This window comes from Pseudoalteromonas sp. PSi26 (genome assembly GCF_054960575.1).
On record NZ_JBHNYT010000004.1, the window covers coordinates 89,294 to 105,799 of the forward strand.

The 16,506-nt window shown below is 40.9% G+C and carries 10 protein-coding genes; 2 read left to right on the forward strand and 8 right to left on the reverse strand.

All coding sequences use genetic code 11. The features are described 5' to 3' along the window. Positions 1-86: 86 nt before the first annotated feature. The 7 genes from ACFI34_RS05735 to ACFI34_RS05765 form a co-directional block, all read right to left on the reverse strand. Positions 87-512 carry a hemerythrin domain-containing protein gene (locus tag ACFI34_RS05735; RefSeq protein ID WP_462672747.1) on the reverse strand — a complete coding sequence of 142 codons (426 nt, stop codon included), beginning with the start codon at positions 510-512 and terminating at the stop codon, positions 87-89. Positions 513-706: 194 nt separating this feature from the next. Continuing rightward, on the reverse strand, positions 707-2,626 hold the full coding sequence (locus tag ACFI34_RS05740) for a tetratricopeptide repeat-containing diguanylate cyclase (protein ID WP_462672748.1): 1,920 nt from the start codon (positions 2,624-2,626) through the stop codon (positions 707-709). 282 nt (positions 2,627-2,908) lie between these two features. Beyond that, on the reverse strand, positions 2,909-4,561 hold the full coding sequence (locus ACFI34_RS05745) for an RluA family pseudouridine synthase (protein WP_462672749.1): 1,653 nt from the start codon (positions 4,559-4,561) through the stop codon (positions 2,909-2,911). 139 nt (positions 4,562-4,700) lie between these two features. Continuing rightward, positions 4,701-6,749 carry a S9 family peptidase gene (locus ACFI34_RS05750; protein WP_462672750.1) on the reverse strand — a complete coding sequence of 683 codons (2,049 nt, stop codon included), beginning with the start codon at positions 6,747-6,749 and terminating at the stop codon, positions 4,701-4,703. A 146-nt stretch (positions 6,750-6,895) separates the two neighbouring features. Next, a complete protein-coding gene (locus ACFI34_RS05755) occupies positions 6,896-8,122 on the reverse strand; it encodes a threonine/serine exporter family protein (RefSeq protein ID WP_462672751.1) in 1,227 nt (408 codons plus the stop codon). 107 nt (positions 8,123-8,229) lie between these two features. Next, complete coding sequence (locus ACFI34_RS05760) at positions 8,230-9,459, reverse strand: glycosyltransferase (protein WP_462672752.1); 1,230 nt, start codon at positions 9,457-9,459, stop codon at positions 8,230-8,232. Further along, on the reverse strand, positions 9,456-10,460 hold the full coding sequence (locus ACFI34_RS05765) for a LacI family DNA-binding transcriptional regulator (protein ID WP_462672753.1): 1,005 nt from the start codon (positions 10,458-10,460) through the stop codon (positions 9,456-9,458). The genes ACFI34_RS05760 and ACFI34_RS05765 overlap by 4 nt, the downstream gene beginning before the upstream one ends. A gap of 164 nt (positions 10,461-10,624) precedes the next feature. Between ACFI34_RS05765 and ACFI34_RS05770 the strand changes: the two genes are divergently transcribed. Beyond that, positions 10,625-13,087, forward strand: a complete 2,463-nt coding sequence (locus ACFI34_RS05770; RefSeq protein WP_462672754.1) for an alpha/beta hydrolase family protein — start codon at positions 10,625-10,627, stop codon at positions 13,085-13,087. A 71-nt stretch (positions 13,088-13,158) separates the two neighbouring features. Further along, positions 13,159-13,776, forward strand: coding sequence for a LysE family translocator (locus tag ACFI34_RS05775; protein WP_008129686.1), 618 nt, complete (start codon positions 13,159-13,161; stop codon positions 13,774-13,776). A 52-nt stretch (positions 13,777-13,828) separates the two neighbouring features. Here the strand turns inward: ACFI34_RS05775 and uvrA are convergent, their stop codons facing one another. Continuing rightward, complete coding sequence (uvrA, locus tag ACFI34_RS05780) at positions 13,829-16,411, reverse strand: excinuclease ABC subunit UvrA (protein WP_462672755.1); 2,583 nt, start codon at positions 16,409-16,411, stop codon at positions 13,829-13,831. Between the last annotated feature and the right edge of the window lie 95 nt (positions 16,412-16,506).

The following is a 16,506-nucleotide window of genomic DNA, read 5'->3' on the forward strand; positions in this document are numbered from 1 at the left end:
GCGCTTATACAAAGAAATGGTTATAAGCTAATTAGCTTATAACCAAAAGTACACAGGGAGGTGTATGAATTTGTTACCTGCAATGGTTAGTGCATTGCGTCGTTGTATTTATTGCCTAGGCGCTCTTTTTGGCCTTCAGACAGCGCTTTACCCGCTAGCTGAAATACCTCATGTTCTTCTTCATCTAAATGATGATGCACTAAATGGTGTAATTTTTTAGCCTCGACCAACCATGCCGACGAGCTCATTTCGGTGTCTTCAAGTTGCTCAATTAATTCGTCTATTTCGTGGTGTTCGGCAACGCTGTGACGGGCTTTTTCTTGTGTTAAGTCTTCACAAATTAATGGATTATAAAAGTAGCGTTCTTCAAACTTAGCATGTTCTTCTAGCTCTGTTTTTAGCTCATCCATTAAGCTATGACGTTTTTTTGTGTCGCCCTTGGTTTGAATTAGCGCGTCAACTAGTTTGCGTTGTTTATCATGGTCATTACGTAGTGCTTCAAAAATATTCATAAATCATCCTAATCAATTACGTTGCTTGTAACGATTGAAGCAAACGTAGTGCCATAGTGTAACCTTATGAAATTAATTGGTTTTATACTTGGTGTGTTTGTTAGGCTGTTTCATCTATGTATTTTTTACAGACAAGAGGGTGAAATAATTTCTTACTTACTAAGCGTGCTGATATTTGCTGAGCCCTAATGCGTCTAGGGCTGCTCTACATTAACTTGATTGCGGCCACTTTGTTTGGCTTTATAAAGAAGTTCATCAGCATGGATGATGAGTTTTTCAAGTGAGCGATTAGAAGAGGAGCTAATTGCTGCACCTGCGCTAAAAGTAATCGTTTCTGCGTTTTTTAAGCCTTGTATTTCACTACAATAATTAATTAGCGCATTAGCAATAGAATCGAATGTTGTTTTAACGCTTTGTTTATCTACTGTGTTTAAAACAAATAACCATTCCTCACCACCATAGCGACCAAATTGGTCGTCATCAGCAAGTGTATTTTGTGCTGCACGGGCAAAAGCTTTAAGAACGGAGTCACCCACATCGTGGCCGTAAGTGTCGTTAATGTGCTTAAACAAATCTAGATCGACAATGGCAATTGTAGCATTGCTTTGCTTAAGTTTTTGAGCCGCTTTTTGCATAATACCACGTCGATTTAAACTACTCGTTAAGTAGTCAGTCAGCGCAATGTTATAATATTTTTTACGTTGTAGTACTTGTTTATAAATAAGTAATAACGACATAATAACTAAAATAAACGCAATTGTTGCGCTTAACCGCCAAATTATTTTTTGTTGATACTCTTCTTTGGCGAGTAATTCGTTAATGTTTTTGTCGTATTCTAGTTGGAGAATTTTTTCTTCTTTTTCTTTTACTTCAAATTTTATTTGCAGCGTTTTAATATTTGTTTCGCTGGTGGCTTCGTAATGCTTTTTCATAAATGTAAGCATTTGCTCCATTGCGTCAAATGCATCGTCTGTTTTGTTGAGGCTTCGTTTTAACTGGTATCGCTTTTGAAGGTAATCGGCTTTATAAATGCTGCGGCTAAAATCATCGATCATCGAAAATACTTCATCGTTCATTTTATCGGCTTTTTCAAGTAAACCTTGTTTTTTATAAATATCTAGCATCAATATCATCGATGCGAGTTTCATATCACCTATTCCGGCTAGGTGGGCAACCTCAATATTTTTTGTGGCTAAGGCGAGCGCATCTTCGTAATTTTCTTGTTTGTATAAAATATTAGCAATTGAATACTGAGCAAAAGACAGTCCTTTTTGCATGTTAACAGATTCAAAGTAAGAGAGTGCTTTGTCTAAATAAATGAGGGATTCGTTTGGTTTGTTTATTTCAAGTAACACATTGCCCAAGCTCCAGTAAGCTTTAGCTGTATATAAGCCATCTTGAGTTTGCTGATATGCGATCAGCGCTTTTTTAGCGTATGTTATTGCTTTTTCTTTGTTTTCTAAATAATTATACGCATCGGCTATCTTCCTGTAAAAATAGCCTTGCGATGCAATATCGTTGTTTTGCATCGCCAGTTCTAATCCGTCTAGTGCCACGCTCAAGGTTTTTTTCAGTTCATCTGTTTCGGTATAAAAGTATGCTAAGGCTCTTAAAATAATGATTTTTTCAGCCGGTGTAGATTGAGAAAATCGCGTTTTTAGTTGATTAACAACATCGTTTGCCTTTTGGAGCTTTTTTTGTAGGCTAAGCAGTTTTAATTGTGACTCCAAAAATAGCAGTAATACGTCAGGTTGTTTAGATAATTGCTGATTAGATAAGTAAACAGTGAGGTGTTTATTTAATTCTTCGTACTTTTCTTCTCTAAAAAGCAGTTCGGCATAAATGGCTGCAGCTTCTAAATGCAAAGCGTCATTCTGTTTTAATTTACTTTGCTCGTAAGCTTGAGTGATTTGTTTTTTGTTTTGCAGGTAATCAAGTTTATCTGTTCTTACACTTTTAATCAGCGCGCGTACGTCTTGCTGACTAAGCTCAGAGGTAGCGGAGTTGTTTGAATAAGCAATACTTTGAAAGGCGACGAGTAAAAAAAACACAACAACAAGCTGCTTAATCAACACCGATAGGTAACTTGACTTAAATTGCATGTTATTTGTCATATTAAGCCCTTACTAACTTGATACGTGTAGTTTTTGAAAAACGTAAGGTTAGTTAAATTTTGGCTAAACCTCATCCGTATACATTTAGCGATCAAAAACTTAAAAAGAGTGTAGCCTTGAGAGGCGTTTATATTTAGCATTTTCAATCTGTATTAAGTATTGGTTAACCATTAATTATCTAATTACATTACCATAAAAGTTATTTTATAAAAATACCTGCGCTTATATTCCTAGTATTAGCGTGATAACGGCCTTATTTATGATGGTTTTAGTATTTACCTGTTAAAAATCAGCGGCAACTTTAAACTCTAATCGTTCATGAGTAATCGGGTGTGTGAACGCCAAGTACTCAGCATGCAGATGTAATCGGTCTGCTTTTTTACCATAGTGCGTATCACCAACAATTGGGGTATTTAAACCCAAAACATGTGCACAGTGCACTCGCAATTGATGTGTGCGGCCTGTTTTAGGATATAGCTGCAAGCGTGTTGTGTTGTTTTTTCGCTCAAGCACTTGCCATGTTGTTAGTGAAGGCTTACCTTTTTCGTAACACACTTTTTGGCGCGGTTTATCATCAAAGTCTGGTGTTAGGGGTAACTCTATAGTGCCGCTTTCTTTTTCTATATTTCCGTCGACTAAAGCAACGTAGCGCTTTTCTATTGTGCGCTCAATAAATTGTTTTTGAATGGCTTTATGTGCCCGTTTGTTTAGGGCAATAATTAATAGCCCTGAAGTAGACATATCCAATCGGTGCACAATAAGTGGGCCTGTAGCTTCTGGAAATTGTGTTTTCATGCGCAAGAATACAGAGTCGTCTATGGTAATGCCCGGGACCGATAAAAACTCTGCTGGTTTATTCACTATGACCAAATCGTCATCTTGGTAAACAACAGTAAGCTCTTTACCTTGTGCAGGGTTATTCAACAGTGGGCTTGGTTCTACGTTTAAACCTTTTAACATGTGGCCCAAAATAGGTTGGCACTTACTAAAGCAAGATGGGTAGTAATTTTTATGCTGTCTAACCGCTGATTTAGGCGGGGCTCCCCACCAAAACTCACCCATGGCAATGGGTGTTAAGTTATGTTTAAACGCATATTGAAGTAATTTAGGGGCTGCACAGTCACCAGCCCCCGATGCCGGCGTATGCTCAGGTAATTTGGCAAAAATAGCATTGAGGTCTTCTGTTTCGCCCTCAATATTAAGAAATTGATATTGAGCAAATAGTATTTTTTGTAAGCTTTTGGAGAGCGTTTTACGGCGTTTTTTTAAATGCTCAAGCTCATCGTTTATTTTGCTATGCGCTTTTTCAAGCGTGACTAGCTGTGTTTGCCATTTTTGCTTTAATGCCTGAAGTTGTTTTTTTTCTTCAATACTTTGTGTTGCAAGCTTTTTTTTGAGTTGCTGAATTTTAGTTTTACTCGATTTTTTTTCAGCGTCGCTGCGTTGTTTTTTACGCTTTTTTCTACTTTTTTGCATTAAAGCATGCTGCGCTTGCAGTTCTTTTTCAAAGCCTTCGTTGGCTGTAGCTAATAATTGGCTAATGCTTTTTAGCTGATCACTGTTTTCAAGCTCGTTTATTTGTGCGTTTATGTCATTTATTATTTTACTTTTGGCTAAGTAGTTTTCGTCGTTCAATTGCATACTTGAAATGGGGGGGACAAAGTCAATACTAGCCTTGTCTGCATCAACTTGCCCTGAGTAGGCTGCTAAAAAACCAAGTTCGTTTTGCTCATTTTTAACCACTAATACGCCAAACATTTTACCCGCGTTTTCAGCTTTTAAATGTGGCAGTGTTTCGAGCTGTTGTTGCAATTGTTCGCTTGCTGCAATAGTTAATGGGTGTGGCTCGTAAAAAAACGGGTATGTAAACTGTTCCGGCAACGAAATAGTAGAGACAGGTTGAGCAAATGGAGTAAAACAAGGGCTGTTTGGCATAGCAGTCGGATTATGAAATTGAGACGAAGAATTGGTTCAGATTTTACCACAGCATGAGCTTGGTAGGGGATATTGGTTCTACAAATAATGAAAAAAGGCCAACAATAATGCTGGCCTCACTATTTTAACTTACCACAAATTATTTATTGGCATCTTTTACTGCTTTAAGTTTTGCTGCGTGGTCTATTTCGTAATCAGGCATGTCTTTTTTACCCTCTATTAAATAGTTATCCATCCAACGCATTAAACGTAAGCTGTAGTCGTATTGTGCTGCCACTTTACGGTTGCCATGGCCTTCACCTGGATAATAAACAAGGCGTACATCTTTACCTTGTACTTTCATGTAGCGGTAAAGTTCCATTGACTGCGCAGGGTGTACGCGTGGATCGTCTTTACCGTGCATAATAAGCAACGGTGTTTCTGACTGACCAGCCCAGTAAATTGGGCTGCGCTCTAAATACCATTGCCATTTATCCCATGGGTATGAACGGGCATGCACTAAGTGCATTTCGTTTGAAATATCAGTGGTACCAAACTTAGAAAGTTGGTTAGTGACACCCACAAACATAACACTTGCTGCAAAATGTTCAGTTAGTTTTGTTGCACCCCAAGCAGAGGCGTAACCGCCGTAAGAGCCACCTGTAATACCAACGCGTTTGCTGTCAACTAGACCCATTTCTACTAAATGGTTTTTAAAATCTACTAGGTCGTCAAACTCTTTACCAGCGTAATCGTTTTGCCCTAGTTTTGAGTAATCAACGCCTTTACCTGTAGAACCACGATAGTTTGGATAAAATACCGCGTACCCACGTGCAGCACCCATTTGACCTGGGCGAGAGTAATTGGTGATCCAACCATCTTTGTCGTGACTTTCTGGGCCGCCATGTACTGACATAATAAGTGGGTAGCGTGTGCCTTTCTTGTAATCGAGCGGGTATACAAGTACGCCGTCTAGCTCAACACCATCACGTGCTTTAAGTTTGATGGTTTCTTGTTTTGCAAAACGTTTATCGTTCAACCAGCTGTTTGAGTCTGTTAAACGCTTTGCTTTTTTACTACGCACAATAAACACTTCGTTAGGGTGTTTAGCGCTGTTACCACGAAGGGCTAATGTTTTATCTGAATCAGAAACACTAAGCTGCGTTGCAATAAATTGGCCTTCATCAACTAGCTTTTTGTATTTATTAGAGCCAGCTTTGATACTGGCAACAAAGCTTTGCGTACCTACATTGGCAATAAAGTTAAGCGTGTTACGCTTATGCGACCATTCAAAATCAACTACGTGGCCCATAAAGTTAGGTAGCCACTCAGTGATTTTTGCGGTGTCAGTGTCAGCAATAAATAAGCGGCCAGTTGCAGGGTCATGCTGATCTTCAGCGCCCAAAATAGCCACATATTTACCGTCATGCGATAGCTCTGCATCGCCCAGTTTACCCTGTGTTTTAAACGATAAGGTTACTTTTTCGTTAGCAATATCGTAAAGGTGCCACATTGATTTAGTATAGCGATCGTCAATAAGTGCTGTAGGTTGAGTTTTAACGAGTAGCTTTTCACTGTCGGCTGACCAGTTAACATCGCTTACATAGCTATCAATGTTTATGGCTGTTGGCGATAATGGTTTATCTTCTTTGGCCAAATCAACAACAAAGAGTTGTTTGTTTTTTAAACCTAGTTCGTATACTTCTGCTTTAAAACCAAGTTTTTTTAATTCTTTATCTGATTTGTCGGCAGCGGGCATCGCTAATAACGCAAGCTGTTTATTGTCTGGGCTTAGTTGATAACTTGAAATAGAAGTCCCTTTTAACGACATAACAGCTTGTGCTTGTCCGCCATCAACTGGGATCTGGTATAAAGAAGTAAATTTGTCGTCTTTTAATTTCGCTAAAAAATAAATTGTTTTACTGTCGTTTGACCATTGAATACTTTTTATATTAACCGAGCCGGTAATAAATGGGCGTTCAACACCTTCATCGTCTACAACATAAAGTTCGCTGTAATTACTGCCATTTTCGTCAACGTAAAGCGTGCGTGGTAACGAACGTGTAAATGCAACACTTTCACCATCTGGGCTAATACTTGTTTGTATTACCGATTTTACTTTTGGTATATCTTCAACTGTTATTGCTGATTGCGCAAATGCAAGTGAGCTTGAAAGCCCGATTGCCAGCGCTAAGCTAGTTTTTAGCATTGTTATATCCTTTATTTTTAAAATCCAGATTAGTATAACAAGCAAAGGTCAATAAACTAAAAAATGCGATTAATGCTCAAAAGAGGGCGTTAAATGAAGGTGATAAAATAAATGATGAGTAGCGCGGAATGACCCCGCGCTGTCTTTTATAAACTTTTTTTAGGCGGTAGGGCAACGTTTGCAAATATAAGCCCTGCTACAAGCGACATAAATATTAAAAATGTTTGCTGGCCTATGTGCTCTGCGTATACAAAGTCTTGGCCTTCAATAAGCGAGTTTAAGCCAATGTAGGTTTTGCTACCTGGCACTAATACAATCAACCCTTGCATTGCCACAATTGAAGCCGGCGCATTAGCAACACGGTTAAATAAATTACTAAAAATACCCACCGATAACGCGCCAACAAAAGTACCCAATGTGTAATCTAAATACATTGCTGACCCAATACTTGTGCCATAGGCTATAAAGCCTGATGCAATAGACCAACCCGCATGTTTTAGTTTGGTTCTAAATATAACTATTAGGCTGCTACACAGTAAGAATATAGCAAGCCAAGGCGTCCAGCTTGGTAAAGGCTCTGGTTGAACAAAGTCTGCTTGGCCAAATAGTGCAAAACCAATGCCTATACCTATAAAACCACCAAAATATAGCTTAAACAGCAGCATAAATGAGTCCATAACACGTGCAGTGCCCGATACTAAATGCCGCGCTGCAAGCTCTGCCAGTCCAAGCGCAAGCGCAAGGCCCGGTATAAATACAATAATGGCCGAAAGTACCACCAAGCGTATGTTTACTTCAGGGGTAATGTAAACACTTACTGCGCATGCCAATATTGCCGAAACAATAGCAACAAGAGGCTCAAGCATGTGCGCTACACGCTTAGAGCGCATAGACCACAAAACAAATAAATACACCACAAGGGTGAGCAACGCCGACCAAATTACATCGGTCCAACTGGTACCCATCAGCATTGCAAAAGCACCACCCGAGGTTGCAAACGCAATCCCTGTGGTCAGTTTATTATATGGGTTTGGTGCATCAAAAATGATGTCGAGCTGTTGGTCTACTTCTTGAAGTGTAAGATCACCGTTGAGCATTTTATTTACTAGGTCGTCGGTGTCGGCAAGAGAACCTAGGTCATGATCGCCAGGATCTACTCGTGCCACATGTGTGTATTCATCTTCATGGCCGTCGGTCCAAATAACAAAAGTAACTGAAGTAGGCGACATAACAAATGACGATTTGAGGCCTAAGTATGTGGCGACTTCCATTAGGTGAGCTTCTAGGCGGTAAGCAGGCGTACCGTACTTGTGAAGCATTTTACCTAATTTAACGATAAATTTGCGTTTTTCTGTAAAGGTTGCAGTTTTCAAATCTTATTTAGGCCAGTGTGTAAATAAATTAGCTAAAAGTATAGGCTAAAACGCCCATTTGTAATGGGCGCGATTTTAAAGACTAATTGGTGTGTGTCTAGTCATTTTTAATCTAATTTTTTATTTTTCTCCGCTATCCATTGCGCCATGTATTGTGTGCTTCGCATTGTATGATGTTTGAGCATTTGTCCGGTAAAGTTTTTTTCACGATGCGCGCTTAAGTCGCTGCTTATTGCATCTATTTTATTAATGAGCGCCGCGCTTAATTTTACTTTGTCGTATACGGTATTAAGTAGCGTATTGCCAGCTTGCTGGGCATGTTCAAAATCGGTTTCATTGGTATAAAGCTCAACGGCTGCATTTGCAAAGTCTTCGGTATTATTAGCCACTTTACCTGGCCAAGGTAAATCGTTATGCATGCCCTCTATGCCAATGCAGGTGGTAACGCTCGGTGTTTGCATAATCATGGCTTCAAGTAATTTACCTTTAATACCTGCGCCAAACCTAAGAGGGGCTAAACATACGCGTGCACTTTGCATAACGTCATAGGCGTTATCGGCCCAGCCTTTAATTAAAAATCCCGTTTTAGGGTTATTAAGTGCTGTGGCTTTTGGTGGCGGGTATGAGCCGTAAATGTGTAGCTCGGCTTTTGGGAGCTGCTTACGAATTAATGGCCATATTTTTTGTAAGTAAAGGACAGCATCCCAGTTTGGGGCGTGTCTAAAATTACCTATCGTCATAAAGTGCTGACGTTCATCAAAGCTTTTTGTGGTTTTGGGCAATGCGCTTAAATCAACCATAAACGGTAAATGGTGTAATAAGCTTGGTTCGACCTTAAATACGCTATTGAGTAATTCTATTTCGTAGCTTGAAATAATTAAGCTTAGGTCACAGCGTAAAATGGCTGCAATTTCACGCTTTGCGATATCAGAATGTAAGTCACTGGTTGTAAATTCGCGCCCGCCTTTGTGGGCTTCATGGCGTGCGTTTCGCAGGCACTGTAAATCTTCGGTATCGAGAATTTTAATGGCATTTGGGCAATGCTTATCTACGCGCCAACCAAATTGTTCTTCCATCATAAAGCGGTCAAACATGACTATGTCAGGGCTGAACGCTTTAACGTACTCATCAAAACTTTCGCAGTTAAGGGCAATGATTTGGCTCGTTATGCCAAAGTCATCAAGGTTTACCATATGATCTGTGCGTTGAGCAGGGGTGGCAAACTCTACTTGCCAGTTTTGTGCTGTAAATGCGTTCAACAACGACATCATGTGCGTGCCCGCAGCAGACGAATTGGGTTCTGGCCATACGTAGCCAATTACCAGCACTTTTCTCATTGGCTAGACTCTTTAATTTGTAAGTTAACATTTACCAGTGTTTTAACCGGTGGGGCTGTATTTTGTAATAGTTCTTGAAGCACTAAAAGGCAACGTTTTGCAATGTCATGCGTGCTGATTGCAACACTCGTTAATGTATCGTCAAGTAAGGCGCTATTTTTAACTTGCTGACAGCTTACTACTTTAATGCGTTGATTAGCTGCTAAGTCTAATGTGTTAATGCTTGCTAGCACGCCGTGGGCGATAATGTCATTCTCACACACAATGGCGTTAATAGCAGGGTTGCTTTTGTAAGCCTGTACAAAAGCATTTTTGGCACTAAGTGCGTTGTTTTCATCACATTCGATTGCGTTTAGTGGCGATATACTGTGTTGGGCACATGCGGTATTAAAGCCGTGTTGAAGTGTTAAGCAGCTACTTAATTGTAAATTACTGCCTATAAACGCAATGTTTGTAACCCCTTGAGAGAGCAAATGCATGCTTGCTATGTGGCTTGCTTTTTTGTAGTCGGGTAACACACAAGGAGCGTTACTAAATGCAAACTCTTGCATTAACGTAACAACACAATGCTGAGTACTTAATGTGTCTAACCATTGAGTGCATGTATTAGGTACTGGACAAATTATAAATCCAGCGGCGTTGTATTCTTTTAGTTTTTTAATTGCCCGTGTTTGCTGCTCAACATTGTTATTACTGCTAACAATAACGGCTTGAAAACTCTCGCTATTTAATATTTGTTCAAGCTCGGTGGCCAATTGTGCCATAACAGGATCAGTTAAATCGTTTATCACTACAGCTATTAAATTAGATCGCTTTGAGCGCATAGCGGCTGCATCGCGATTATAAACGTAGCCTAACTCATCAATTGCTTTTAATACTTTTTGTTTGCTTTTATCGCTGACTTTTTTACTTTGAGTAAGCACCAAAGACACCGTTGACTTAGACACACCTGCAAGGTCGGCAACATCAAAAATTGTGACAGATTTAGCTTTGTTATGCATAGTTGTGTTTGCCGCAGTGATAAATTAAAAACGCGTTAGTGTAGCTTAAACAGGGCTGTTAAGTCATCTTTTGCTATGTGTTGAGGCACCTTAATGCTTTATGAACAAAGCAAAACGTGTTTATATACACTTAATTGTGTAAAAAATAACAAAAGGATAAAAACATGAACGCTTTTAGGCTGTTAGTTGCCTTTATTTGTTGTGTTGTATTACTACCATTTAGTCATGCAGAGCAGGGCTACCAAACTCCTTCGCCTGATTTAGCGGCAGTGGTAGATGCTAAATTGGCGCCTACAAGTTACTTATCAAGTGATGGTCAGTGGCTTGCGCTATTTGAACGCAGGCGTGTTGTATCGCTTGATGAGCTTGCAATTGAAGAATTAAAGCTTGCGGGTATTAAACTAAACCCGGCTAATTTTTCACGCACACGGGTGCGCGCAAATTTTAGTGCTGTAGAACTTAAACATGTGCAAAGTGGTACTGTTATTAATATTAATAACTTACCAAATGGTATTATTCGCTCGCCTAAGTGGTCTTCTAATAGCAAATACTTAGCGTTTATTGTAGAGCAAACAAACGAAGCAAATTTATGGCTTTATAGTGTTGAAACCAAACAGGCAAAAATGCTTTCAAGTGCTGCGTTAAATTCAGTTTTAACGGCATCGCCATACCAATGGTTACCAGACAGCACTGCCATTATTGCAAACCTTGCTGTAAATGTGGGTAAACCACGACTAGAAAATAACAGTCAAAATGTTGTGCCAGTTATTCAGCAAAGCACTGGTGAAAAAGCCCCCGCACGCACGTATCAAAATTTATTAACGAGCCCATTTGATGAAGCTCAATTTAAGTTTTTTGGCCAAGGCCAGTTGGCTTACATTACCCTTGATGGTAAAGCCCAAGCTATTGGCAGCCCAGCACTTTTTAAATCGTTTTCGGTGTCGCCCGATTCAACTAATATTTTGGTGGCGGGAATTAACGAGCCGTTTTCGTATCAAGTGCCTTACAGCCGCTTTGCGACAACGTGGCAAATATGGGGTATGCGCGGTTTTGCATTAGCCGAGCTTGCTAAGCAACCTTTGGCCGATAATATTCCACAAGGTTACGACAGTGTGCGTACAGGAAGACGTAATTTTGAATGGCGAGCAGATCAGGGTGCTGAAGTTATTTGGGCAGAAGCGCAAGATGGCGGCGACATGAAAACTGACGTACCGCACCATGATTACATTTATAGCCTACGTGCGCCGTTTAAACGCGAGCCAAAGTTATTTGCAAAAGTAGAACGTCGTTATGCGGGTATGGAGTGGGCTAATAACGACATTGCTATGCTGAGCGATTGGCGCTTTAGCGACCGTCAATTGCGTACGTATGTTATTCAGCCACGTAATGCCGATAGTAACCGTGTGCTGTTTTCAGAGCGCAGTTATAACGATGCTTATAAAGATCCCGGTAATGCTATTTACGAGCGTAACGATTTAGGCGCTAATGTAATTAAAGTGGTTGGTGGGCGTTATATTTACCTGCGCGGCAATGGTGCGTCAGAACAAGGTAACATCCCGTTTTTAGACAGGTACGATGTAAAAACAAATAGTAGCAAGCGTTTATGGGAATCTAAAGCGCCTTATTACGAGCGTGTAAGGGCGCTGCTTGATGACGAAGGCGAACGCTTTATTACTGTTCGTGAGTCTAAAACTGAGCAGCCTAACTTTTTTATTCGTGATTTAGATGACGATTCGTTAACCCAACTAACGCAATTTGAACACCCATACCCTGCTTTTAAAGGTGTAACAAAAGAACAAGTGCGTTATACGCGCGACGACGGTGTTGAGCTTTCTGGCACGTTATATTTACCACCAGGGTACGACAAAACACAAGGCACTTTGCCTGTGCTTATGTGGGCTTACCCGCTTGAATACAAAGACAAAGCCGTAGCGTCGCAAGTTCGCGAGTCGCCTTACGAGTTTACGTATATTGGTTACTGGGGCCCAATGCCGTACCTTGCCAAAGGTATTGCCGTGTTTGATGATCCTAAAATGCCGATTGTAGGTGTTGATGGTAGTGAGCCAAATGATCACTTCAGAAAACAGCTGGTTTCTAGCGCCAAAGCAGCAGTAGATGTACTGGTTGAAAAGGGGATTGCTGATAAAGACAAAATAGCCATAGCAGGGCATTCATACGGTGCATTTATGGTGGCTAACTTATTGGCGCATAGTGATTTATTTAAAACAGGTATTGCTCGAAGTGGTGCGTATAACCGTACGTTAACACCGTTTGGTTTTCAGGGGGAAGAACGTGATTTTTGGCAGGCGCAAAGTGTATACGCTAATATGTCGCCGTTTTTTCACGCCGAAAAAATCAATGAGCCAATGCTCATGATCCACGGTAAAGAGGATCCTAATTCAGGCACTTTTCCAATGCAAAGTGAGCGCATGTATGCCGCGCTTAAAGGCTTAGGAAAAAATGCCCGTTTAGTTATGCTGCCTTACGAAGCTCATGGCTACCGCGCACGTAAAAGCTTATTACATGTATTGTGGGAGCAAGAGCAGTGGCTAGATAAGTATTTGTTAAATGATACACCACATCCAGTAGAGGTCGTTAGCGAACCTACTGTTAATACCCAGCAATAACAATACACATAGGTAAGCAACAGCGCGGCTACTTATAGCCGCGTTTTTGTTATGAATACGAGAGTAAATTAATGATTGATGTAGCAGCACTGGCAGTTTTTATTCCTACCTTCTTTTTTGTATCTATCACACCGGGTATGTGCATGACGCTTGCAATGACATTAGGTATGAGCATCGGTGTGCGCCGCACCCTGTGGATGATGATAGGTGAGCTGTTAGGGGTTGCAAGTGTAGCTATTGCGGCGGTACTTGGGGTTGCAAGTGTCATGCTAAATTATCCTGATGCGTTCGCTATTTTAAAATGGGTCGGTGGTGCCTACTTAATTTATATAGGTATAAATATGTGGCGCGCCAAAGGTAAAATGTCGGTTAATACACATAGCCCAAGTGATGTAAGTAGGCAGTCGCTTTTTACGCAAGGGTTTATTACCGCTGTTGCTAACCCGAAAGGGTGGGCGTTTATGATCTCACTATTGCCGCCGTTTATTAATGTTGACCAGGCTGTTGCGCCACAGTTATTCATTTTACTTAGCGTAATTATGATAACCGAATTTGTAAGTATGTTAGCGTATGCAACAGGTGGTAAAAGCCTGCGCCTGTTTTTAGCCCGAGGCGATAATATTAAATGGATGAACCGAATTGCAGGCAGTTTAATGATGCTTGTAGGTGTTTGGTTAGCCTTAGATTAATAATAAAGAGCACGTGGCTCTTTATTATTTTGTGCATAACGACTATTAATTTTTAATTAGAACCTGCGTGATTTAACTGCGCTTTTAAAAAGGGTGCCGTTTTACTTTTTTGTGACTCAGCGACCCTTTCAGGTTTTCCTTTTGCAACTATTACCCCGCCTTCGTCGCCGGCTCCTGGGCCAATATCAATAACCCAATCACTGTTACTGGCTACTTGCATATCGTGCTCAACCATAATGACGGTGTTGCCAGCATCAACTAAGCCATTTAACTGCGCCATTAGCATGGCTACATCTTTTGGGTGTAGGCCTGTGGTTGGTTCATCTAAAATATAAAGCGTATCGCCACGCTGTGTTCGTTGTAGTTCAGTGGCAAGTTTAATACGTTGTGCCTCGCCGCCCGAAAGTTCAGTAGCAGGTTGCCCTAAACGTAAATAGCCAAGGCCCACTTGTAAAAGCGCATTGAGCGCGCGCAAAATAGCGGGTTCATCGGTAAAAAATGTATGCGCTGACTCAACGGTTAAATTAAGGACATCGGCAATGGTTTTCTCTTTATAGGTAATGTCGAGTGTTTTTTGGTTATAGCGTTTGCCATTACACACAGGGCAAGGCGAATACACGCTGGGTAAAAATAACAGCTCTACGCTTACAAAGCCTACGCCTTCGCAGTTTTCGCAGCGGCCTTTTTTAACATTAAACGAAAAGCGACCAGCATCGTATTTTCGCTCTTTTGCCTCAATAGTGTTTGCAAATAGCTTACGTACTTGATCGAATAAGCCCGTGTAAGTGGCAAGGTTTGAGCGAAGTGTACGGCCAATGGCTTTTTGATCAACCGTTATTAGGCGCTTTATGTGTTCAATGCCCTGAGTTATTTGCCCGCCGGTTGCTACGTTGAGCTCTTGCTCGAGTAATTCTGCTTCGTCGGTTGGCATTTGTGGTTGCGATTTTTGCCCAAGTGCATCATAAACCAAGTCAACAAGTGCTTGGCTTACTAAGCTCGATTTACCAGAACCAGATACTCCCGTAACACTTGTAATAACCCCAAGCGGAAATTCTACATTAAGCTTTTGTAAGTTATTACGTTCAACATTTTTAAGCGCTAGCCACGCTTTAGGTTGGCGTTGCTTGTTTTGTATGGGAGCCTGCTGGGTTTGGTTATTTTTAAATAAATACTGGCTAGTGTGTGAGCTACTAATTTGCTTTAAGCCTTCAACAGGGCCGCTATAAACTATATTACCGCCATTGGAGCCCGCATTTGGTCCAACATCGACTACCCAATTGGCATGTCGAATAACACTTACGTCGTGCTCAACCACAAATACAGAGTTACCAGCGGCTATTAGTTCATCTAATGCGCTTAAAAGTGCTTGTGTATCGGCAGGGTGTAAACCTGCCGAAGGTTCATCTAACACATACACAACACCAAATAATTTTGAGCGAAGTTGCGTTGCTAGCCGCAAACGTTGTAACTCCCCTGGTGATAACGATGGGGTGGTGCGCTCAAGCGATAAATACCCTAGGCCAAGTTTAGTCAGTGACTCTATACGTTTAATAATATCGCTTGTAATACGCTTAGCGACGATGGCTTTTTCTGGGTTTGTAGCGTTACTTTTAGCAGGTGGATTAGCGGCAAATCTTAATTTATCTGCAAGTTCGGTTAATGTTAACTGCGAAATTTCGCCTATATCAAGGCTTGCGACTTTAACCGATAACGACTCTTTTTTAAGCTTTTTACCTTTACAGCTTGGGCATGGGGATATTTGCATAAACTGCGACACTCGTTTTTTAATACGAGGACTTTGTGTTGTAGCAAAAGATTTAAGAACAAAGCGCTTAGCACTGGTAAAAGTACCTTTATAGCGAGGTTTTTCGCCATTTTTAATGGCGTTTTTAACCTCTAAAATAGTGTAATCTGGATAAACAGGCACAGTGGGGGTGTCGTCTGAAAATAAAATCCAATCGCGTGCTTTTTGCGGTAACTCATTCCATGGTATGTCGATGTCGTAACCAAGTGATACCAGTATGCGACTTAAGTTTTTACCTTGCCATGCTGGTGGCCAAGCTTCTATTGCGCCTTCGCGTATCGTTTTTGTATTGTCGGGCACAAGTAGTTGTTCGGTTACCTCAAAAGTGCGGCCAATGCCCGAACATTGTGGGCATGCACCTTCGGGGGTATTTGGAGAAAACGCATCGGCATACAAAATGCTCTGCCCTTTAGGGTATTCGCCAGCGCGTGAGTAAAGCATTCGCAGCGCATTAGAAATAGTGGTTAAGCTGCCTACCGATGAACGAACAGAAGGCGCACCGCGCTGTTGTTGCATTGCTACTGCTGGTGGCAGCCCTTCTATTGAGTCTACGTCGGGTTCGTCAACCTGATCGATTAACCTACGTGCATAAGGCGACACCGAATCAAGGTAACGATGCTGCGATTCAGCAAATAATGTTCCAAAGGCGAGCGATGATTTACCCGAGCCCGATATACCAGTAAACACCACAAGCGAATTACGGGGCAGGTTTACATCCACATTTTTTAAGTTATGAACACGTGCGCCTCTTACTTGAATGCTGTGCTCAGTGTTTAATAAAGCCGATTGCGAATTTTCAATCGCGCCTAAACTGTTAAATGTGGTTGCCATGTAATTTTCTCCGTTTAATCGCCATGTTTATTAGGTGAAATTAAAGCTAAGATTACACAAGCAACGCTGAATGAGCGCTTAGTGAGCATTATTGA